This is a genomic window from Amycolatopsis sp. (assembly GCF_025464955.1).
Classification (GTDB): domain Bacteria; phylum Actinomycetota; class Actinomycetes; order Mycobacteriales; family Pseudonocardiaceae; genus Amycolatopsis.
This window is the reverse complement of record NZ_JAODNM010000045.1, coordinates 26,163-46,148: the sequence shown is the minus strand read 5'-3', so window position 1 is coordinate 46,148 and position 19,986 is coordinate 26,163. Positions and strand designations below refer to the sequence as shown.

Genomic DNA, 19,986 nt, shown 5'->3' with positions numbered 1-19,986 from the left:
TCAACGGGCGAATCCCCCTATTCGAAGGAGCACTGTGGTAGCCACGTCCGAGGCACGAGAGCTGGCCATAGCCGCCGCACACGCGGCGGCGGAAAAGAAGGCCAGCGACGTCGTCGTGCTGGACGTCTCCGACCAGCTGGTGATCACCGACGCCTTCGTCATCGCCTCCGCGCCCAACGAGCGCCTGGTCGGCGCGATCGTCGACAACGTCGAGGAGAAGCTCCGACTGGCCGGGCACAAGCCGGTCCGCCGCGAAGGAGCCCGCGAAGGGCGCTGGGTGCTGCTCGACTACATCGACGTCGTCGTCCACGTGCAACACCAGGAGGAGCGGTCCTTCTACGGCCTGGAACGGCTCTGGAAGGACTGCCCGCCGATCGAGGTCGAAGGCCTGGAGCTCATCGCGGACGGAGAGGACGAAGGGGAAGACCTGCCATGACCCCGCGCCGGCTCGTGCTGTGGCGGCACGGCGAGACCGACTACAACGCGGCCGGCCGGATGCAGGGCCATCTGGACTCGGCGCTGACGCCCGTCGGCTGGAACCAGGCGCGGTTCGCCGCGCCAGCGCTCGCACGGTTCTCGCCGGACCTGGTGATCGCCTCCGATCTGCACCGCGCCACCGACACCGCGACGGTGCTCACCGAGGCATTGGGCGTTCCGCTGCGCATCGACAAGCGCCTGCGTGAGACCCACCTAGGCGAGTGGCAGGGGCTGACCGGCGAGCAGGTGGACGAGCGCTGGCCAGGCGAGCGGAACACCTGGCGTGTCGACTCCACCTGGGCGCCACCGGGCGGCGAGTCGCGGATCGACGTCGCGGACCGGGCGCAGGAGGTCGTGCTCGATCTGGCCCACCCGGACGAGGAACCGGCCGAGACCGTGCTGCTCGCGACGCACGGCGGCCTGATCATCGCGTTGACCGGCCGGTTGCTGGGCCTGCCGGTGGAGCTCTGGTCCTCACTCGGCGGCATCGTGAACTGTCATTGGGTCGAGCTCGGTCTCCGCGACGGCACTTGGCGACTGCTCGCCTACAACGCGGGGATGACCGGCTGACGTATGGACTCCCCGCGGCTGCTGGTGTTCTCCGACTCGCTCAGTTTCCACGGCCCGGCCGATGGTCATCCCGCCGACGATCCGCGGATCTGGCCGAACCTCGCCGCGGCCGGTCTCGATGGCAGCGCGGAGCTGTTCGCCGGCATCGGCTGGACAGCACGGGACGTGTGGTGGTCGTTGACCGGTGACCCGCGCGTCTGGGCCGAGGTGCGACGTGCCGACGTCGTCGTCCTCGCGGTCGGCAGCATGGAGACCTTGCCCTCGCCTCTGCCCACCTACCTTCGGCAGGGGCTACGATACCTGCGCCCGGACCCGTTCCGGCGCTGGGCGCGCCGTACTTACCAGTTCGCTCAGCCGCGTCTCGCCGTCGCCATGCGCGGACGGCCCACGGTGCTGCCGGCGAAGCTGACCGTGCGTTACCTCGACGACTGCGTCTCGGCCTTGCGGGCGCTGCGTCCGTCGTTGCCGATTGTCGGCACCCTTCCCGCGGTGCACCGGGCGGCCTCCTACGGCTACGTGCACACGGCGCGGGCTCAGGCTGCGGCGGCCATGGCGTCGTGGGCGCGACGCGCGGATGTCCCGCTGCTCGACCTGGCCGAAGTGGTCGGCCCGCATGTGCTGAGCGGTCAGGGAAACCCCGACGGCATGCACTGGGGCTGGGCCGGTCATGCCGAGGTCGGTGCCGCGATGGCGGCGATGATCGCCCCGCTCCTGCCCACCACCGCCCCCGGCCCCGCCACGTAGGCTGACCGCGTGCCGGTCGCCGTAATCACGGATTCCACCGCCCACCTGCCGGAGGGCTTCGCAGACCGGCATCACATCCGAGTGGTGCCCCTGCACGTCCTCATTGACGGCGTCACCGCCCTCGACGGGGTCGAGGTGGGCCCGGCCGCGCTCGCCGAAGCGCTGGGACAGCGGCGGATCGTCACCACCTCCCGGCCGACTCCGGCCGAGTTCGTGGCGGAGTTCCGCGCCGCGCTCGACGCGGGGGCGGAGGCGGTCGTGTCGATCCACCTGTCCCGTGAACTGTCCGGGACGTGGGAAGCCGCCGTCCTGGCCGCGCAGGAGGTCGGGCAGGACAGGGTGCGGATCGTCGACTCGCGCACCACCGCGATGGGGCTCGGGTTCGCCGCCCTGCACGCCGCGGCCGCGGCGATGGGTGGCGCTTCGGGCGAAGAGGTCGAAGCCGTCGCCGTGGAGACGGCGAAACGTTCGGAGACGTTGTTCGTCGTGGAAACGCTTGAGCACTTACGTCGTGGAGGCCGCATCGGTCCCGCCGCGGCACTGCTCGGTACCGCCCTCGCGGTCAAACCCGTGCTGCACATGTCCGACGGCCGGATCCTGCCACTGGAGAAGGTCCGCACGATGAACCGGGCGGTGGGGAGGCTGGTGGAACTGGCCGTTCTCGCGGGTGCGGACGAGCCGGTCGAGCTCGCCGTGCACCACCTCGCGTCGCCCGAGCGCGCCGTCGAACTGGCGAACCGGCTGGAAGCGCGCATGCCGTCGGCGTCGGGCTGCGTGGTGTCCGAGATTGGCGCGGTAATCGGGGCGCACACCGGGCCGGGTGTACTCGCCGTAGTCGTTCAGCGGTGAGGCTCCTCAGCCTGACCTCGTCGGACCGTGCTGTCACGGTCGCGGCGGGCGTGTTCAAGGCAACCCTCCAGACTCGCACACACCCCCGACAAGAACGGCTGTTGCGGCTCGTTCGTCCCCGGTTTGTCCACAGGGGGCGACCTGTCCACAGTTCGCGCAACTGCCCCTGCCGGTGACCGCGCCGAACGCCTAGCGTCGATCGTGTGTTCGAGTCATCCGCCCGTGATCCGGGCCCCTCCGCAGGCGTCGCGTCCAAGGTCAGGCTGAGCTATCTGGTGGACCACGGCCTGCCGGACGGTGAACCGGTCGAACAGCGCTCCACCAACCCGCCCCCGGCACGACTGGGCAGGCTGGTGGAGCGCTGGGTACCCAGCTCGCTGCTGGGCGGGGCGGGTTCCGTCCGGCGCCGGCGGCTCGCGATCGTGGCAGGAGCCTCCGGGGTCGCGGTAGTCGTGCTCACGACCGCGTTGCTGCTCGGCGGCCGCCCCGCGGTGGAGAGTCCACCGCCGCTGCCTCCAGCCCGGTCGACGGTCGCGCCGGCCGCTGCCGCGCCTTCGTCCGCGAAGGCGGTGCCGCTTGTCGTGAGTGTCGTCGGCAAGGTCCGGAACCCCGGTCTCGTGACCTTGTCTGCCGGAGCGCGGGTCGCCGACGCGCTGCGCGCGGCCGGTGGTGCGGAGCCCGGGATCGACCTCGGCACGCTGAACCTGGCGCGTCACGTCGTCGACGGCGAGCAGGTAGCCGTAGGTATCCCGGTGGCCCCGGCGCCGCCGGCGGACGGAGATCCGGCGGTGGCCGGGGCGCCGGCCGCCAAGGTCGACCTGAACTCCGCGAGCGCCGACCAGCTCGACACGCTGCCCGGAGTAGGTGAAGTCACGGCCAAACGGATCATCGACTGGCGCACGCAGCACGGCCGATTCACCACGGTGGAACAACTTCGCGATGTCGACGGCATCGGCGAAAGCAAATTCGCGAGATTGAGAACTCAGGTGACGGTGTCGTGAGCACGGATCCTTCGGGGACCACGCCGCCGGCCCGGTGGCAGGACTATCGGCTCGTGCCCGCCGCGTTGGTCGTCTGGAGCGGTGCGTTCGGCGGGCTGATGTGGGGCTGGTGGGCGGCACTGGTCTGCGGGGCCGTCGCCGTGTCCGGCGGGCTGGTGGCGTTGGCGTGGAAGCGTTCGCAGGTTCTCCCGGCCGCGGCCGCGGTGCTCGTGTGCGGGTTTCTGGTCGCCTGCCCGATGGCGGTCCGGCTGGTCCACGCGGAAGAGGACGCGCTCAGGCAACCTGCGACGCACGGCGCCCCCGCCGTGTTGCGGGTGACCGTCAGCGAACGGCCACGGCCGGTCGCCGGCGCCGGGTACGCCGATCAGCAAGCCGGTGCGCGGTCGGTGGTGATCACGGCAGACGTCGAGCAGGCCGTGGCCGATGGGATCGCGGTCGCTTCGACCGGTCGGGTGCTGCTGATCGCGCCGGTCGATCGTTGGTCTCGGGTGCTTCCCGGGCAGGAGGTCACCGCGACGGGTTCGTTGGCGCCGGCCGGAAAAGGTGAGCTGACGGCGGCCGCGCTGTATGTGCGCGGGCCACCGGCAGGACTCGGCACAGCGCCGTGGTTCCAGCGGGTTGCCGAGTCGATGCGGGCCGGGCTGCGCGCCGCGTGTTCCGGGCTCGACGAAGAAGCCGCGGGGTTGCTGCCCGGCCTCACTATCGGCGATACGAGTGCGTTGTCCCAGCGGGTCGAAGAGGACTTCCGTGCAGCCGGTCTGTCACACCTCACGGCGGTCAGCGGAAGTAATCTAACCATCACCTGCGGCACGGTTTTGTTGCTGCTGAGGCTGTTCCGCGTGGGACCCCGGTTGTCCGCGACGGTCGCGGGCTTGGCGCTGGTCGGGTTCCTCGTACTCGTCGGGCCCGATCCGAGCGTGCTTCGGGCCGGGGTCATGGGCTACGCGGCCTTGCTGGCGATGGCGTTGGGCAGGTCGGGCTCGGCCTTGTCCGCGCTGTCGGTCGCGGTGTGCGGGTTGGTGCTCTACGACCCGGAGATGGCGATGAGCTTCGGCTTCGCGCTGTCCGTACTGGCCACCGCCGGGCTGGTGCTGCTGGCTCCGCGCTGGGCTGCCGCGCTGATCCGGCGGGGCGTTCCGCCCGGCTTCGCCGAAGGTTTGGCCGTGCCGCTCGCGGCGTTCGTCGTGACGGCTCCGGTGATCGCCGGGATGGCGGGGAAGCTCAGCCTGGTTTCGGTGGTGGCCAACGTGCTCGCGGCACCGGTGGTCGCGCCGGCAACCGTGCTCGGGGTGCTGGCCACCGCCTGTGCGACATGGTGGCCGTTCGCCGCTCAGGTACTGGTGTCGATGGCAGGTCCGGAGGCGGACTGGCTGATCTGGGTGGCTCGCCACTCAGCGAGGCTGCCCGGCGCGGTCGTCGACTGGCCAGGCGGCTGGTGGGGCGGTCTGCTGGCCGCGATGGTTGTGGTCGTGGTGGTGCTGGTCCTGCGCCACCGCAAGCTGCGGTTGGTCGTGGCGGTCGTCCTGGTGGTCGTGCTGCTCGTGGTGGTACCGGTGCGGGTGATCGCGCCTTCGTGGCCGCCGGGCGGCTGGGCGATGGTGGCTTGTGACGTCGGCCAGGGTGACGCGCTCGTCCTCGCGACCGCTGAACCCGGTCGCGCCGTCGTCATCGACACCGGCCCCGAACCTGGTCCCGTGGACGAGTGCTTGAACCGCCTCGGGGTGACGCGGATTCCGCTGCTGGTCCTCAGCCACTTGCACGCCGACCACATCGGCGGCCTGCCGTCGGTGTTCGACGGACGGTCCGTCGGCGCCATCGCGGTAGGCCCGGGCCGGGCGCCCTCGTGGGCGTGGCGTCAGGTGTCCGAAGAGGCGGCGAAGAGGTCGATCCCGCTGCTCGAACTCGATTCCGGAGAGCGGCTGGGGTGGCCAGGGCTCGCGCTGACCGTGCTGGGCCCGCGCTATGTCTCGGCGAAGGCCGCCGATACGCAGGACGGCACCGCGATCAACAACAGCTCGGTGGTCGTGCGCGCGGACACCTCGGCGGGGCGTGTCCTGCTCAGTGGCGATGTCGAACTGGCGGCTCAGGCCGATCTGCTGGCCGACGGCGCCGACGTGCGGGCGGACATCCTGAAAGTTCCCCACCACGGTAGCCGCTATTCACTGCCGCAGTTCCTGGAACAGGTCTCACCGAGGATCGCCCTGGTCAGCGTCGGGCAGGGCAATCCTTACGGCCATCCGAGCAAGACCACTTTGGACACACTGGCCGCGGGAGGAGTACTGGTCGCCCGTACGGACACCGACGGAGACACCGCCGTGGTGCCCGGTACGCAGGGTCCGTCGGTGGTGCGCCGGGGCGATCCACGGGGTCCACCGCGGTGACGAGAGTCGCCGGGCCGTCGTTCACCAGGAAACGGGACAAACTTTGGCGCCTTCGTCGAATGGGAAGCCTTTGCCGAGGGCACCGTGATCGTCGCGGTGATCACCCGCTGAAGGTGCGCGGAATTCACCAGCGCATGGCGGTGAAATCGATCGGTTGGGGCGACATTTTCCGGGTTCGTTCGACCAGGTTCTGGAGGCGTTCGGTCATCTTGTCGGCGGCGAGTCGGTGACGGTCGCCGTGGCCCGGCAACACCCATTCGAACCGAATACGTGGCGCCGTCCGCGCGAGCGAGGCGGCCAGTTCCGTGATCGAGTACCAGGTGACGTTCTCGGCCACCTCGACGTCGCTGGTGGTCCGCGACCAGTAGAAGCTGTCGCCGCTGAAGCAGTACCTGTCGTCGGCCAGGTAGCGCACGCTGCCCTCGGTATGTCCAGGCAGCGGGTGCGCGATCACGCCCTTAGCGATCTCGATCGGCTCGATGCCTCGAATGACCACGTCGGCATCGGGCGCGGCGTCCAGGTCGCCCTCGTGAATCCACAGCCGCGCGCCGAAGCGGTCGGCGTATCGGCGGCCGTGCGCGGCATGGTCGCGGTGGGTGAGCAGCACCTCGGTCACCGGGCCGAGTGCCGCGTACTTCGTGGCCAGCGGTTCGCTCCAGCGCGGCGTGTCGATCATCAGGTTTCCACTGGGACGCTCAAGCAGATACGAGTTGGCGCCCGCGGTCTGCCGAGAGTTGTGGCCACAGAAGTACAGGCCTTCGTCCAGCGGCAACGGGAACGGGTCCAGCGTCGCGTCCAGGTCCCGCGATATCGGTCGGATCGAACGCGTTGGGCAGGCGAACGCCGCGGTGAGCATGGTTGCTTCCTCCGCATCGGTGCGCGGCTGCCGAGTGACGACCGAACGGCCGTCGACCTCGCTGATCAGGTCCGGCGCGAGTTGCCGGGCGACGTCGCAGTTCGTGCACCGCTGGTCGATGTCCCAAACGGCAGCGGTCGGCTGGCTGTTCATGGCGTGATCCCCCACCTGACGTATTCGCGATCTGTAGCTATCGGCATGAAGAGGTTGCGGATCGAAAGTGGTGTGACGTGAAGAACCCCGGGGACCACCGCGTCAGGTGATCCCCGGGGTTCTCGGAGCAGGGTTGCTGCTTCGGTTAGCGGCCGTGCTCGGCGAGCACCTTGCGGACGGCTTCGGCCGACGGCGGGATGGTGGCCATCGGGCCGACCTTGCCGTCGATCGCGTCGAGCGTCTTGAGGCCGTCACCGGTGATGAGCAGGACGGTCTCGACATCCGGGTCGAGCTTGCCGGTTTCGATCAGCTTCTTCGCCGTTGCCACGGTCACGCCGCCCGCGGTCTCGGTGAAGACGCCCTCGGTCCGCGCGAGCAGCCGGATGCCCTCGACCACCTCTTCGTCGGTGACGTCCTCGATCGCGCCACCGGTGCGGTTGACGACGTCGAGCACGTACGGCCCGTCGGCCGGGTTTCCGATGGCGAGCGAGCGGGCGATGGTGTCCGGTTTCACCGGCTGGACCACGTCGAGGCCCGCGCGGAACGCGGCCGAAACCGGGGAGCAGCCGGTGGCCTGGGCGCCGAAGACCTTGTAGGGGCTGTCTTCGACCAGACCGAGCTGCGCGAATTCGCGGAAGCCCTTGTCCACCTTGGTCAGTTGGGAGCCGGAGGCGATCGGGATGACGATCTGCGGCGGGATGCGCCAGCCGAGCTGCTCGGCGACCTCGAAGGCCAGCGTCTTCGAGCCCTCTGAGTAGTACGGCCGTACGTTGACGTTGACGAACGCCCAGTTCTCGTGCTCGCCGGCGAGCTGGGTGGCCAGCCGGTTGACGTCGTCGTAGTTGCCGTCGACAGCGATGAGCGCGCCGTCGTAGACAGCGGTGGTCAGGATCTTGGCCCGCTCGAGGGTCTTCGGGATCAGCACCACCGACTGCCAGCCCGCGCGGGCGGCCGCGGCGGCGACAGCGTTGGCGAGGTTGCCCGTCGACGGACAGGCGAGCACCTCGAACCCGAACTCGCGGGCCGCGGCGAGCGCCACGGCGACCACGCGGTCCTTGAACGAGTGCGTGGGGTTGCCGGTGTCGTCCTTGATCCAGATCTTCTTGGCGCCCAGTGCCTTGGCGAGCCTGTCCGCCTGGATCAGCCGGGTGCCGCCGGGCTCGGTGTTCGGGATCTCTTCGACGTTGGACGGCACCGGAAGGAGGCCCTTGTAGCGCCAGATGTTGTTCGGCCCGGCCTGGATGTCCTCACGGCGGATGCGGCCGAAGTCGTAGGCGACGTCGAGCGGGGAGAAGTCTTCGGCGGAGACGAACTCAGGGGCCAGCGGCTGGCGGTGACCCTCTTCCTTCGACACCAGCTCGATCGCCGGTCCGAGATCCGGCTTGCGCTTGGTGGAGGTGGTCGTGCCGAGGGCTGCAGTCATCACGAGGTCCTTCCTCATCTGCCCCACCTGAAGTGGGCCGGAATTGGCACCGTGATCGTCGGCTATTCCGCGAACGCGAAATGACAGGCTGACGCCGGTTGCCGGGGCTTCATCGGGCCGTTCCCTCTGCCCCTCTGGATGAGCGGTCTTCAGTTGTCGGCCGGGCGGACCCGTGCCGTCTTCGTGGAGCAGGCAGTCTAGCGTGGCCCCGCCTACACCGTACGACATGGCGATCGTCTTGTGCCATGCCGGTCGTCACGTGTCACCGGACAGGGGTGCGCCGCGCGCTAGTGGCAGGATCGTCCCCGTGACCGCGCCCGCCACCACCCCGCCGCCGCTGCAACTCGTCCTCGGTGAGGAGGAGCTGCTCATCGAGCGCGCGGTCCGTTCCGCGCTCGACGCCGCGCGGCTGGCCGATTCGACCGCCGATCTGACGCGGGTGAAGGTGTCCGAACTCACAGCGCCGGTGCTGGCCGAGATGGTCAGCCCGTCGCTGTTCAGCGAGGGCCGGGTCATCGTCATCGAGGCGGCGCAGGACATCTCACAGGAGATCGCCGACGCCGTGCTCGCCTACGTCGCCAACCCCGCCGACGGCATCGTGCTCGTCGTGGTGCACACCGGAGGAGGGCGGAGCAAGGCCGCGAAGGCGCTGCCCGGGGCCTTGCGCAAGGCAGGCGCGCTCATCGTCGAATGCCCGAAGCTCACCAAGCCCGCCGAGCGTGAATCCTTTGTCCGCAACGAAGTTCGCCGCGTTGGCGGCCGGATCGACGCCGCCGGTGTGGCCGCGCTGATCGACACGGTCGGCTCGGACCTCCGCGAACTGTCCTCCGCCGCGACGCAGCTGGTTTCGGACTCGGGGGGCAGCGTCGACGAGGCGGCGGTCCGCCGCTACCACCACGGCCGCGCCGACGTCACCGGTTTCGCCGTCGCCGAGAAAGCCGTCGCGGGGGACAGGGCGGCCGCGCTCGAGTCGCTGCGCTGGGCGATGCAGCTCGGGGTCCCGCACGTCCTGGTCGCCGACGCGCTGGCCGACGCCGTGCGCACGATCGCGCGCGTGTCCGCGGCCGGCCGGGGTAACCCGAACCAGATGGCGGCCGACCTCGGCATGCCGCCGTGGAAGATCCGGAAGGCCCAGGGCCAGATGCGCGGCTGGGGTCCGGACGGGATGGCCGACGCGATGCGCATCGTGGCGAGGCTCAACGCCGAGGTCAAGGGCGCGGCCGCGGACGCCGGGTACGCACTGGAACGCGCCGTGCTCCAGCTCGTCGACGCCAAGGGCGAGCACTGACGGCGGGCACTTTTCCACTTTGGTGCCCTGGTTGAAGTCTCAAGCAGGGCACTTCTGTACAAAAGTGCCCTCTTAGGACGTCGGACCGGCACGAAAAAGCCCCGGTGACCGAGGTCACCGGGGCTTTCGCTGAATCAGCTTCAGAGCGAGTTCGCGCGCTTGGCCATCGCCGACTTCTTGTTGGCGGCCTGGTTGGCGTGCAGCACACCCTTGGTGACGGCCTTGTCGAGCTTCTTGGCGGCCTCACGCTGGGCTTCGAGGGTCTTGTCCTTGTCGCCGGCGTCGGCGGCCTCGCGGAACTTGCGGACCGCGGTCTTGACCGAGGACCGGATCGCCACGTTGCGCTGACGGGCCTTCTCGTTCGTGGTGATGCGCTTGATCTGGGACTTGATATTGGCCACGGGGGCGCTCCTTGGGATCTCAGGTCTACTCGGTGTCGTTACCGCGTCTGGGTGGCACTGGCGGCGCCTTGCGGGCGACGGCAGCTTTCCTCCATTGCGGAATGCCGCACGGCAACGACCCGTAACGTTAACAGCCGCCTTCACGGTCCTCGCGACCGCCTCACCGGCGGTGGGTAGGGTCGAGTCCGTAGCGCCTGATCACGCGCTCGGAGCGCTCGGGGGAGGCTTCTTCGTGAACGGCGTGGCCCTGTCCTTGGTGCTCGTCGCGGCGGTTCTGCACGCGGTTTGGAACTTCGCCGGGAAGTGCGTCGAAGGTGGCGGAGCGCGGTTCGTCTTCCTCTACTGCTGCGCTTCCGCCGCTGTGTTCGGCCCAGCGGCAGTGATACTGCTGGTGCTGGAACCCGAACGTCCACAGTGGACATGGCTGCTCGCCGCGCTGGTGACCGCGGTCCTGCACGTGGCCTACGGGATCGTGCTGCAGCGCGGTTACGCCGTCGGCGACCTCTCGGTGGTGTACCCGCTGGCCAGAGGCACTGACCGGCGTCGCCATCGCGGCTCACACCCTCTGGGACGCGCATTCGGTGACCACGCTCGGCGTCCCGTCGCTGGTCGCCGCTCGGCTACCTGCTCGTGCTCTTCGCGCTGCGGATCGCTCCGGTGAGCTTGGTCGCGCCGGCGCGGGAGCTGAGCATCGTGCTCGGTGGCCTGGCGGCTTGGCGGATGCTCGGTGAGACCGACGCCGTGCGCCGGTCGGCCGGTTCCCTGGTCGTCCTGGCGGGGACCGTCGCTATTGCGGTGGCGTGAAATCGGGTAGACCGAAACCATGGACGTACTGAGCAGCCGGATATTGCTGAACCCCCGGGACCCCGAGGCGGCCGTCGTCTTCTACCGCGACCTCCTGGGCCTGGCCGTCGACAAGGAATTCCCCGGTGGCACCGTATTCTTCCTCGGCAACGGCTCGCTGGAGATCGTCGGCAAGGGCGAAACCGGCCCGAGCCCCGACGTGGCGCTGTGGGTCCAGGTCCGCGACCTACCGGGTGAACTCGAGGTACTGGCCGCCAAGGGCGTCACCCCGGTTCGCGGGGCCGAACGGGAACCATGGGGCCTCGACGAGGCGTGGATCAGCGATCCCGACGGCACCCGCATCGTGCTCGTCCAGATCCCCGAAGACCATCCCTTGCGCAAGGACCCTAGGGCTTGACCGCGCGGAGCTGCGCGGCCAGCGCCGAGAAGGGGCCGGGCGGCTCCCAGCGCCAGGTCTGCAGGTCCGTGAAGCCCGCTGCCGTCACTTCGGCGGCGAGCGCGTGCCGGGCCACCGGCAGCCACTTCTCATGGCCGGACAGCAGCAGGCGGCCTCCCGGCCGAAGCACCCGGAAGAGTTCGGCGAACCCGGCCGTGCGGTCGGGCCACAGCTGCACGTTGTTGACGCTGAGGACGACATCGGCCGATCCGTCCTCCTGCCCGGTCTGCTCGGCTGTGCCTTCCACCAGGTCGACGCGGTCGATCAACGCGGCGCAGCGCTGGCGGCAGAGGGCCAGCATGTCCGCCGAGGGGTCGACGCCCACCACCCGTGCCGCGCGCCTGGCGGCGGCTTCGAGCCCGACACCGGGGCCCGGACCGATGATGAGGACAGTTTCGGCTTCGGAGGGCGCGGCCACTTCCACGACATGGTGCTCGGTCGCCGCGTTGCCGTGCGCCATCAGCGCACCGCCCAGCCGGCCGAGCAGACCCCGCGGATGGCCGAACGCCCGGTCCAGCACTTCATTCATGGAATCGCTCATACCTCGAGGTCACCACGGACTCGGCGGGCTCGCATCGGGGATGACCCCCAACCGCACCCGGAGGTCCATGGGACCATAGAGGTGGCACACCCCGACCTTCGCGAGGAACACACGAGTGACTGCGCCCAAAACGTTCGCTGACACGACCTTCACGCCGCCGGAGCTCATCCGGAACTTCTGCATCATCGCGCACATCGACCACGGCAAATCCACCCTGGCCGACCGGATGCTGCAGCTCACCGGCGTGGTCGAAGGCCGGGACATGCGCGCCCAGTACCTCGACCGGATGGACATCGAGCGCGAGCGCGGCATCACGATCAAGGCGCAGAACGTGCGTCTGCCCTGGAAGGTCGGCGATCAGGACTATGTCCTCCACCTGATCGACACCCCTGGCCACGTCGACTTCACCTACGAGGTTTCCCGCGCGCTCGAGGCCTGTGAAGGCGCGATCCTGCTGGTCGACGCCGCTCAGGGCATCGAGGCCCAGACACTGGCCAACCTGTACCTGGCGCTGGAGAAGAACCTCCACATCATCCCGGTGCTCAACAAGATCGACCTGCCCTCGGCCGACCCCGACAAGTACGCCGCCGAGCTCGCCCACATCATCGGCTGCGAGCCCTCGGATGTGCTTCGCGTCTCGGCGAAGACCGGTGTCGGCGTGCGTGAGCTGCTCGACGAGGCCGTCCGTCAGGTGCCGCACCCCGTCGGCGACGCGAACGCCCCGGCGCGTGCGATGATCTTCGACTCGGTCTACGACACCTACCGCGGCGTCGTGACCTACATCCGCGTGATGGACGGCAAGATCACCCCGCGCGAGCGGATCCGGATGATGTCGACCAACGCCACCCACGAGCTGCTCGAGGTCGGCATCATCTCGCCGGACCCCAAGGTCAGCGTCGGGCTCGGCGTCGGCGAGGTGGGCTACCTCATCACCGGGGTGAAGGACGTCCGGCAGTCGAAGGTCGGTGACACCGTCACCAGCGAGCGCAACGGCGCCACGGAGGCCCTCGCGGGCTACCGGGAGCCGAAGCCGATGGTCTACTCCGGGCTGTACCCGATGGACGGCTCGGACTACCCGAACCTCCGTGAGGCGCTCGACAAACTCCAGCTCAACGACGCCGCGCTGGACTATGAGCCGGAGACCTCGGTCGCGCTCGGGTTCGGCTTCCGCTGTGGCTTCCTCGGGCTGCTGCACCTCGAGATCACCCGGGACAGGCTCGAGCGGGAGTTCGGCCTCGACCTGATCTCCACCGCGCCCAACGTCGTCTACGACGTGATCCTGGACGACGGCCGGAAGGTCCACGTCACCAACCCGTCGGACTGGCCGTCCGGCAACAAGATCTCCGAAGTGCTCGAGCCGGTCAGCAAGGTCTCCATTCTGGCGCCGTCGGAGTTCATCGGCACGATCATGGAGCTCTGCCAGGGCAAGCGCGGTCAGCTGCTGGGGATGGACTACCTCTCCGAGGACCGGGTCGAGCTGCGGTACAACCTGCCGCTCGGCGAGATCATCTTCGACTTCTTCGACACGTTGAAGTCGCGTACCCGGGGCTATGCGTCGCTCGACTACGAAGAGGCGGGCGCGGAGGCCGCCGACCTGGTCAAGGTCGACATCCTGCTGCAGGGCGAGGCGGTGGACGCGTTCTCCGCGATCGTGCACAAGGACGACGCCTACGCCTATGGGAACCGCATGGTGCTGCGGCTGCGGGAGCTCATTCCGCGGCAGAGCTTCGAGGTCCCCATCCAGGCCGCCATCGGCGCCCGGATCATCGCCCGCGAAACGATCCGCGCGATCCGCAAGGACGTGCTCGCGAAGTGCTACGGCGGCGACATCTCGCGTAAGCGCAAGCTGCTGGAAAAGCAGAAGGAAGGCAAGAAGCGGATGAAGACCGTCGGCCGCGTCGAGGTCCCGCAGGAGGCCTTCGTCGCCGCACTGTCCACAGAGGACAACGGCAAGAACAAGAAGTAGCGCGGCCCGCTCGTGAGTGGTTAGGCCGGTTACCGTGCCCTGCGGGACACCCGCACCCGGGCGTGCCTAACCACTCACGAGTCCTAGCCGACGAGGGCTTCGAGGGCCGGCAGGTAGCCGTTCTTGTGGCCCAGTGTGTTCGGGTGGTAGGACTCGTCGATCTTGTCCCACTGCAGGCTGGTCATCCATTCGGAGCCGCTGCAGATCTCGTGCCCGGTGAAGGCGGTCCGCCCGTCGAGGAAGGTGAAGCCGGCCGCGGCCGCCTGAGCCGCGATGACCCCGGCGAGCACGTCCGAGCCGGAGTCGATGGCCGAGCGCTCGGTGTCGGAGAGCCCGAAGATGCCGCAGTTGCCGCCGATCTTGTAGAACCGCGGGTACCCGATCACCACGACCCTGGCGTTCGGCGCGTGGGCGCGGATGGCGGAGTAGACCGACGCCAGCGCGCCCGGCAAGGTGGCCTGCGCGGCGGCCTTCGCCGTGTTGACGCCGTTGACGCAGTCCTGGTCGGAAATGGTCAGGATGCAGTTCTCGAGCACGCTGACGAAGCCGACGTCGTTGCCCCCGACCTGCACGGTGACCAGCGTGGTGTCGGGCGTGATCGACGCCACCTGGGAGCTGAGGATGTCCGCGGTGGTGGCGCCGGAGCAGGACGCTTCGACGAACGAGGTCGACGGATGGGCGGCTGCCCAGAGCCGGGGGTACGACAGGGGCCCGCGACGGCAATTCGTCGCGGGGCTGTCGTAGGTGTAGGTGCCGACGCCGACCGCGTACGAATCGCCGAGGGCGACGTACTTGCCGGTCGCCGCGGAGGCCGTGGCACCACCGAGCAGCGTGGCCGCCGCGAGCAGCAGCAGGGGGACGAGGACGCGTAGAGCGCGCATGTGATCTCCGGGGGGAGTGGGGAGCGACGCTATAGCAATAGCAACTCACGGCCCGCGGGAGAAGACTGTTGGGTGAGAGTTCTCGAAAGTAGGTCCGTTCAGGTTAGGCATTTTCGACAGTGTTAGCCCAGGGGTTGTGGGTAGTTTTCCCAGCTCAGCGGTTACCGCTGAGGCGGGAGACCTCGATGAACACCGCGGCACGGCGCTCCTGCGCCATCACGCGGTCGAACTCGTCCCAGTTGTCGTGAGTACCGGTCGCGGCCTTGAACACGTCGCGCAGCAGCTCAGGCAGCTTCGCGTCGTCGAAGTCGGGGTCGGCGTCGTCCGGGCCGACGATGTGCGTCGCGCCCTGGACCGCGGCCCAGTTCCAGCCCCGGCGGAACACGATCGTCGCGTGGCCGTTGCGCCGGAACAGTTCCAGCTTCCGCGTGCCGCCGATGGCCACGAAGCCGATGCTGACCTTGCCGGTGACCGGGTCTTCGATGACCCCGGCGTTGACGACCGAGGCGTGGACGGTGCCGTCCGGGCGGGTGGTGGTGATCGTGGCGAGTCCGTTTTCCGCGGTGGCGAGCTCGCGGACGGCTCCGAGGTCTGAAGGCATCGTTCAACCGTAGACCTGTTGTCCTGCCACGGGAACATGAACCCATTAGGCTGAGATGATGTTCGAGAACCTGCGCTTCCCGGTGATCGCCGCGCCGATGGCCGGTGGTCCCTCGACCCCCGAGCTCGTCGCCGCGGTGACCGGCGCGGGCGGCTTCGGCTTTCTGGGCGCGGGGTATCTCACCGCGGCCGCGCTCGACGAGCAGATCGTCAGTACGGCCGAACTGACCGGCGAGCCCTTCGGCGTCAACCTGTTCGTGCCGGGCGCCCCCTCGGAAGCCGACCTCACCGCGCACCGCGAACGCCTTGCCGCCGAAGCCCGGCGCTACGGCGTCGAGTTGGGCGATCCGCGCTGGGAGGACGACGCGTACCCGGCCAAGCTGGACGTCGTGATCGCACGTCGTGTCCCGGTGGTGTCATTCACGTTCGGCCTGCCCTCGGCCGACGACGTCGCTCGCCTGCGGGCGGCGGGAGCACAGCTGATCGCGACAGTCACCAGTCCTGAAGAAGCGCGGCTCGCCGCTGAACTCGGCGTAGACGCGCTGTGCGTCCAGGGGTTCGAGGCCGGCGGGCACCGCGGCCTCTTCGTGGACGACCCGGCGTCGCCCGCCGGGGGAGAGGTCTACGGGCTGCTCGCGGCGTTGCGGCTGATCTCGTCCGTCGTGGACCTGCCGCTGATCGCCGCAGGAGGGCTCGTCCACGGCGCTGACGTCGCCGCTGTGCTGGTGGCGGGGGCGGCGGCCGCTCAGTTGGGCACTGCCTTCCTGCGGGCGGATGAGGCCAAGACACAACCCGCGCAGCGCCAGGCCGTCGCCGACGGCGGACGCGCGACGGCGTTCACGCGCGCGTTCACCGGCAGGCCCGCCCGAGGCCTGGTCAACCGCGTGCTGAGCGAACTGTCGGAGCAGGCGCCGTCGGCGTACCCCGAACTGCACCATCTGAGCAGGCCGGTCCGGGCCGCCGCGGGCCAGGCGGGCGACCCGGAGGCCATGTCGCTGTGGGCAGGCCAGACCTACGCCCTGACCGGGGCAGGCCCGGCCGCCGAGATCTTCGCGAAGCTCGAAACCGAAGCCCGCGAAGCGTTCGCCAGGGCGGGCCGGTCACTTGGTCCGAGGACCCGGGGGCATTCCGGCAAGTAGCGGCGGACCTGCGAAAGAAGATCTCGGCAGGCGAGTACGCGCCCGGCGACAGGCTCCCGAGCGAACGAGGTCCCGGTTGTCCCGCGAGGCTCGGGCGCGCAATCAGGGTGCGTTTTTGGCCGACGCGGCGGCCCGGGGATTCACTCCCTCGACCTCGGTCAAGGTCTGGTTCGAGCCCGCCGACACCCGGACCGCCGATCAGCCCGCGACGTTATCGCGGTCCGCGGCGTCGATGGTGCTCGCCACGGCGTGGTCGGCGGCGTTGACGGACCGCCCGACACCCGCGGCGAAGTAGCCGAGCAGCTCGGCGACCTCGACCGGGTCGTCCAACTGGGGGCAGTGGCCCCAGTCCTCGCGGACGAGCAGCCGGCTGTGCGGGACGAGCACGTGCAGTTGACGGCCCGAAGCCGCGCTGACCAGCTTGTCTTTGCCGCAGGCGACGACGAGCAGCGGCGTCCGCACGTTTTCGAGGCGATATGCGTCAGCCAGCTCCGAGACCAACTGGCGGGCCTGCTGCAATCGCGTCGCCGTCGAGCGGTAGTCCGGGAACAGGTCGAGGAACCGCTTGACCTGGGCCGCGTCGGCGGCGCCGGCCTCGGCGTAGAGCAGCCGTGGGACGACCTGCTCGGCGACGGCCCGGACCACGAAACCGGGGATCGGCAGCGGCAGCGAGGAGTACAGCCGCAGCGGGATCGGATACCGCGCGACCGTCCTGATCAGCCACGAATCGACGAAACCGGGTGCGGCGATCGAAACGACCCCGGCCAGCGGCAGGCGCGAGTTCTGCGCGGCGCGGAGCCCGGTGGTGCCGCCGAGGGAGTTTCCCGCCAGCACGACCGTGCCGAGGACGGCCTGCTCCTTGATCACCGCGGCGGCGAAGGCGTCGAGCTGCGGCAGCATCGGGCCGGGACGCAGCTCCTCGGCCTCGCCGAAGCCCGGGAGGTCGACCGCGATCGCGGGGATCCCGGCGGCGCCGAGCTCTTCAAGTACCGGGCGCCAGGTGTCGGCGCTGTCGCAGTAGCCGTGCAGGAGCACGATGCGGACCGTCGAGGGCCTCGCGACGTGTCCCGTGGAGCGCTTACGTCGTGAAGACCGTCCGGTACCGGTGTCGACGACGACCTGCGGGCCGGTCTCGAGCACACGGGTACGAACGCCGGCAAAGCGCCGGTAGGAGACCCGGATCTGGTCGTCCGGGCCGGTGGCTTCGTGGCCGGCCGACGGGGCGGTTACCGGCCGCTTCGTCGCGGTCATGTCTACAGGTTAAACGTCGGATGTCACTTTTTGGTGGAAAGTCTTTAGTGACAACACGACAATTTTCCGAGTAGCCGTGGGGTCCCGACCAGCGGAACTGCCCAAAGCGACGCTCGAGGGTCTGAACCATTAGGCCGATCAGGCGGTGAAGACGATCTTCCCGGCCGTCTCGCCGGACTGCATGCTCCCGAAGCCCTGCGCGGCCTCGGTGAAGGGCAGTTCGGCGCCGATCTGGGGCCGGATGCCGGTCAGGTCGAGATATTCCAGCAGGTCAGCCAGTTCGTCACGAGTCCCCATCGTCGAGCCGGCGACCCGCAGCTGGAGGAAGAACACCCGCTGCAGCTCGGCGTTGGCGTCCGGTCCGCTCGTCGAGCCCGAGACGACGATGATCCCGCCCGGCTTGAGCGATTTCACCGAGTGTGACCACGTCGCCTTGCCGACCGTCTCGAACACCGCATCGACCCGCTCGGGCAGCCGGGCGCCGGATTCGAAGGTCTGGTGCGCGCCGATCTGTTCGGCGAGCGCGCGCTTCTCCTCGCTGCGGCCGGTGACCCACACGCGGTAACCGGCGGCGCGGCCGAGCTGGATCAGCGCGGTCGACACCCCGCCGGACGCGCCCTGGACGAGCAGCGTCTGTCCCGGGCGCAGGCCGGACTTCACGAAGAGCATGCGGTACGCGGTGAGCCAGGCCGTGCCCATCGTGGCGGCTTCGGCGAACGAGAGGCCGGCTGGCTTCGGCAGCACGTTGCGCGCCGGGACTACGACGTAGTCGGCGAAGGAGCCCTGGTGCTTCTCGGTGAGCAGCGTCCGCTTCGGGTCGAGTGTGTCGTCGCCCTGCCAGCCCGGGGCGTTGATCACCGAGTGCAGGACGACCTCGGTGCCGTCGTCAAGTACTCCAGCGCCGTCGCAGCCGAGGATCATCGGGAACTGGTCCGGTTTGATCCCGACGCCGCGCAGCGTCCAGATGTCGTGCATGTTGAGGCTGGCGGCTTTGACGGCGACGCGTACCCAGCCGTCCGGTACCTCGGGTTCGGGTCGCTCGCCGACGACCAGCGAGTCGAGGGGACTGTCCATGTTGGGCTCACTGGCGTAAACGGCGAACATGGCTGCAACGTACCCGGGTTGTGCTTCGGGGGCAGCACAGTGAGCGTAGGCTCACTTCGTGTTCAACGGGATGGCCGATTGGTGGGACGGCGCGGAGCTGTGGCTCGCGCAGCTGTGGTTCCCCGTGCAGTTCGTCCTGGTCATGGCCGTACTCGTGCCCCTGTGCCTCGGCCTCGCGTGGGCGATCGACCACCTGGTCGGCAAGGTCGCCGAATGGTTCGCCCAGGGCCGGGGCGGCGACCGCTCCGACCGGTCGTCCTAAGCTCCCCGCCATGGTCAACCGAAGGCGGATCACCGCCGCCCTGATCGGGCTCATCGTGCTCGTGATCGGCGGCTGGGCGGTCAAGAACGCCGTCTCCGACAACAAGCCGCAGAGTTCGTCGTCGGTCACGGGCACTCAGCTGCCCCAGAACAGTCACGCCTCGACGCCGGTCCCCGGGTTCGACTCGGGGCTCCAGGTCAAGGCGCTGTCGAGCCTGCCGTCCCAGGCCGCCGACACCTGGAAGCTGATCCGGGCCGGTGGCCCGTTTCCCTATCCGCGCAATGACAACGTCGTGTACCAGAACAGGAACAAGGTCTTGCCGATCCGGCAGGCGGACTTCTATCACGAGTTCACCGTCAAAACGCTCGGCAGTTCGGATCGCGGTGCGCGGCGGCTGATCACGGGGCAGGGCAACGAGTTGTTCTACACCGCCGACCATTACGACACGTTCGTCGTCGTGGACCCGAACCGATGAGCACCCCCGCCCATCCGGACGCGAAAACCGCCGCCGAGCGCGCCCGGGCAAGGAAGGCGTACGTCCATCTCGTGGACGGCGAGCGCGCCCTCGACAAGCTGTCCACGCTGGACGCTGTCGCCGCCGCACTGTCCTTCCCGGACTACTTCGGCCGCAACCTCGACGCGCTTTACGACTGTCTCACGGACCTTTCGTGGCTGCCACCCGGTGAGCACGTGCTGATCTGGCCGGGCTCGGACCGGCTGAAGGCGGCCGACCCCAAGGCGTACCTGGGTATCCGGAGCGTGCTCTCCGACGCCCAGCGCGCGCTCGGCCCCGGTGGCGAACGCGCCGACGACCGACGCCTCACCGTCGTCCTCACCACCTCGTGAGTGTTCCGGCCGG

At 69.3% G+C, this 19,986-nt stretch carries 21 protein-coding genes, 2 pseudogenes and 1 riboswitch; of the genes and pseudogenes, 15 read left to right on the top strand and 8 right to left on the bottom strand.

Annotation, left to right across the window (positions count from 1 at the left end; genetic code table 11):
• The first annotated feature begins 34 nt into the window (after nucleotides 1-34).
• The 6 genes from rsfS to JWQ81_RS09820 all read left to right on the top strand — a co-directional run bounded on the left by rsfS (nucleotide 35) and on the right by JWQ81_RS09820 (nucleotide 6,022).
• Nucleotides 35-436 (top strand): ribosome silencing factor, encoded by a 402-nt coding sequence (gene rsfS / locus JWQ81_RS09845; protein WP_297539830.1) that lies wholly within the window; start codon nucleotides 35-37, stop codon nucleotides 434-436.
• Nucleotides 433-1,047: a histidine phosphatase family protein gene (locus tag JWQ81_RS09840; protein WP_297539829.1), complete on the top strand. Its 615-nt coding sequence runs from the start codon at nucleotides 433-435 to the stop codon at nucleotides 1,045-1,047. The genes rsfS and JWQ81_RS09840 overlap by 4 nt, the downstream gene beginning before the upstream one ends.
• Before the next feature lie 3 nt (nucleotides 1,048-1,050).
• A complete protein-coding gene (gene octT, locus JWQ81_RS09835; RefSeq protein ID WP_297539828.1) occupies nucleotides 1,051-1,791 on the top strand; it encodes a diglucosylglycerate octanoyltransferase in 741 nt (246 codons plus the stop codon).
• Nucleotides 1,792-1,800: 9 nt separating this feature from the next.
• On the top strand, nucleotides 1,801-2,640 hold the full coding sequence (locus JWQ81_RS09830; RefSeq protein WP_297539827.1) for a DegV family protein: 840 nt from the start codon (nucleotides 1,801-1,803) through the stop codon (nucleotides 2,638-2,640).
• A gap of 287 nt (nucleotides 2,641-2,927) precedes the next feature.
• Nucleotides 2,928-3,641, top strand: a complete 714-nt coding sequence (locus tag JWQ81_RS09825) for a ComEA family DNA-binding protein (RefSeq protein ID WP_297539941.1) — start codon at nucleotides 2,928-2,930, stop codon at nucleotides 3,639-3,641.
• 98 nt (nucleotides 3,642-3,739) lie between these two features.
• Nucleotides 3,740-6,022, top strand: coding sequence for a ComEC/Rec2 family competence protein (locus tag JWQ81_RS09820; RefSeq protein ID WP_297539939.1), 2,283 nt, complete (start codon nucleotides 3,740-3,742; stop codon nucleotides 6,020-6,022).
• 124 nt (nucleotides 6,023-6,146) lie between these two features.
• Here the strand turns inward: JWQ81_RS09820 and JWQ81_RS09815 are convergent, their stop codons facing one another.
• Both JWQ81_RS09815 and thrC read right to left on the bottom strand, forming a co-directional pair.
• A complete protein-coding gene (locus tag JWQ81_RS09815; RefSeq protein WP_297539826.1) occupies nucleotides 6,147-7,031 on the bottom strand; it encodes an MBL fold metallo-hydrolase in 885 nt (294 codons plus the stop codon).
• A 145-nt stretch (nucleotides 7,032-7,176) separates the two neighbouring features.
• Complete coding sequence (gene thrC, locus JWQ81_RS09810; protein ID WP_297539825.1) at nucleotides 7,177-8,454, bottom strand: threonine synthase; 1,278 nt, start codon at nucleotides 8,452-8,454, stop codon at nucleotides 7,177-7,179.
• Between the two features lie 11 nt (nucleotides 8,455-8,465).
• Nucleotides 8,466-8,599: riboswitch (SAM riboswitch) on the bottom strand.
• Nucleotides 8,600-8,761: 162 nt separating this feature from the next.
• Between thrC and holA the strand changes: the two genes are divergently transcribed.
• Nucleotides 8,762-9,742, top strand: coding sequence for a DNA polymerase III subunit delta (holA, locus tag JWQ81_RS09805; RefSeq protein WP_297539823.1), 981 nt, complete (start codon nucleotides 8,762-8,764; stop codon nucleotides 9,740-9,742).
• 140 nt (nucleotides 9,743-9,882) lie between these two features.
• Here holA and rpsT read toward each other — a convergent pair whose 3' ends face one another.
• Nucleotides 9,883-10,143: a 30S ribosomal protein S20 gene (gene rpsT, locus JWQ81_RS09800; RefSeq protein WP_297539821.1), complete on the bottom strand. Its 261-nt coding sequence runs from the start codon at nucleotides 10,141-10,143 to the stop codon at nucleotides 9,883-9,885.
• Nucleotides 10,144-10,375: 232 nt separating this feature from the next.
• Between rpsT and JWQ81_RS09795 the strand changes: the two are divergent.
• Nucleotides 10,376-10,947, top strand: a pseudogene (locus JWQ81_RS09795) (hypothetical protein).
• Between the two features lie 19 nt (nucleotides 10,948-10,966).
• Nucleotides 10,967-11,344 carry a VOC family protein gene (locus tag JWQ81_RS09790; RefSeq protein ID WP_297539818.1) on the top strand — a complete coding sequence of 126 codons (378 nt, stop codon included), beginning with the start codon at nucleotides 10,967-10,969 and terminating at the stop codon, nucleotides 11,342-11,344.
• Here the strand turns inward: JWQ81_RS09790 and JWQ81_RS09785 are convergent.
• A complete protein-coding gene (locus JWQ81_RS09785; RefSeq protein ID WP_297539816.1) occupies nucleotides 11,334-11,912 on the bottom strand; it encodes a class I SAM-dependent methyltransferase in 579 nt (192 codons plus the stop codon). The genes JWQ81_RS09790 and JWQ81_RS09785 overlap by 11 nt on opposite strands.
• Before the next feature lie 127 nt (nucleotides 11,913-12,039).
• On the opposite strand from JWQ81_RS09785, the gene lepA reads away from it, so the two are divergent.
• Nucleotides 12,040-13,890, top strand: coding sequence for a translation elongation factor 4 (lepA, locus tag JWQ81_RS09780; protein WP_297539814.1), 1,851 nt, complete (start codon nucleotides 12,040-12,042; stop codon nucleotides 13,888-13,890).
• 83 nt (nucleotides 13,891-13,973) lie between these two features.
• On the opposite strand, the gene JWQ81_RS09775 is transcribed toward lepA, so the two are convergent.
• Nucleotides 13,974-14,771, bottom strand: coding sequence for an SGNH/GDSL hydrolase family protein (locus tag JWQ81_RS09775; RefSeq protein WP_297539812.1), 798 nt, complete (start codon nucleotides 14,769-14,771; stop codon nucleotides 13,974-13,976).
• 154 nt (nucleotides 14,772-14,925) lie between these two features.
• Nucleotides 14,926-15,372 carry a pyridoxamine 5'-phosphate oxidase gene (locus JWQ81_RS09770; RefSeq protein ID WP_297539810.1) on the bottom strand — a complete coding sequence of 149 codons (447 nt, stop codon included), beginning with the start codon at nucleotides 15,370-15,372 and terminating at the stop codon, nucleotides 14,926-14,928.
• Nucleotides 15,373-15,430: 58 nt separating this feature from the next.
• On the opposite strand from JWQ81_RS09770, the gene JWQ81_RS09765 reads away from it, so the two are divergent.
• Both JWQ81_RS09765 and JWQ81_RS09760 read left to right on the top strand, forming a co-directional pair.
• The gene (locus JWQ81_RS09765; protein WP_297539808.1) at nucleotides 15,431-16,510 is read left to right on the top strand and encodes a nitronate monooxygenase; all 1,080 of its coding nucleotides are present in this window, start codon (nucleotides 15,431-15,433) and stop codon (nucleotides 16,508-16,510) included.
• An 8-nt stretch (nucleotides 16,511-16,518) separates the two neighbouring features.
• Nucleotides 16,519-16,706, top strand: a pseudogene (locus tag JWQ81_RS09760) (transcriptional regulator); the annotation flags it as partial.
• Nucleotides 16,707-16,708: 2 nt separating this feature from the next.
• Here JWQ81_RS09760 and JWQ81_RS09755 read toward each other — a convergent pair.
• On the bottom strand, nucleotides 16,709-17,761 hold the full coding sequence (locus tag JWQ81_RS09755) for an alpha/beta fold hydrolase (RefSeq protein ID WP_297539806.1): 1,053 nt from the start codon (nucleotides 17,759-17,761) through the stop codon (nucleotides 16,709-16,711).
• A 138-nt stretch (nucleotides 17,762-17,899) separates the two neighbouring features.
• A complete protein-coding gene (locus JWQ81_RS09750) occupies nucleotides 17,900-18,865 on the bottom strand; it encodes a zinc-binding dehydrogenase (protein WP_297539804.1) in 966 nt (321 codons plus the stop codon).
• 58 nt (nucleotides 18,866-18,923) lie between these two features.
• Between JWQ81_RS09750 and JWQ81_RS09745 the strand changes: the two genes are divergently transcribed.
• The 3 genes from JWQ81_RS09745 to JWQ81_RS09735 are packed head-to-tail and all read left to right on the top strand — an operon-like array spanning nucleotide 18,924 to nucleotide 19,973.
• Nucleotides 18,924-19,127, top strand: a complete 204-nt coding sequence (locus JWQ81_RS09745; protein WP_297539802.1) for a hypothetical protein — start codon at nucleotides 18,924-18,926, stop codon at nucleotides 19,125-19,127.
• 10 nt (nucleotides 19,128-19,137) lie between these two features.
• On the top strand, nucleotides 19,138-19,602 hold the full coding sequence (locus JWQ81_RS09740) for a ribonuclease domain-containing protein (RefSeq protein ID WP_297539800.1): 465 nt from the start codon (nucleotides 19,138-19,140) through the stop codon (nucleotides 19,600-19,602).
• Nucleotides 19,599-19,973 (top strand): barstar family protein, encoded by a 375-nt coding sequence (locus tag JWQ81_RS09735; RefSeq protein ID WP_297539798.1) that lies wholly within the window; start codon nucleotides 19,599-19,601, stop codon nucleotides 19,971-19,973. Before JWQ81_RS09740 ends, JWQ81_RS09735 begins: the two co-directional genes overlap by 4 nt.
• Nucleotides 19,974-19,986 lie beyond the last annotated feature (13 nt).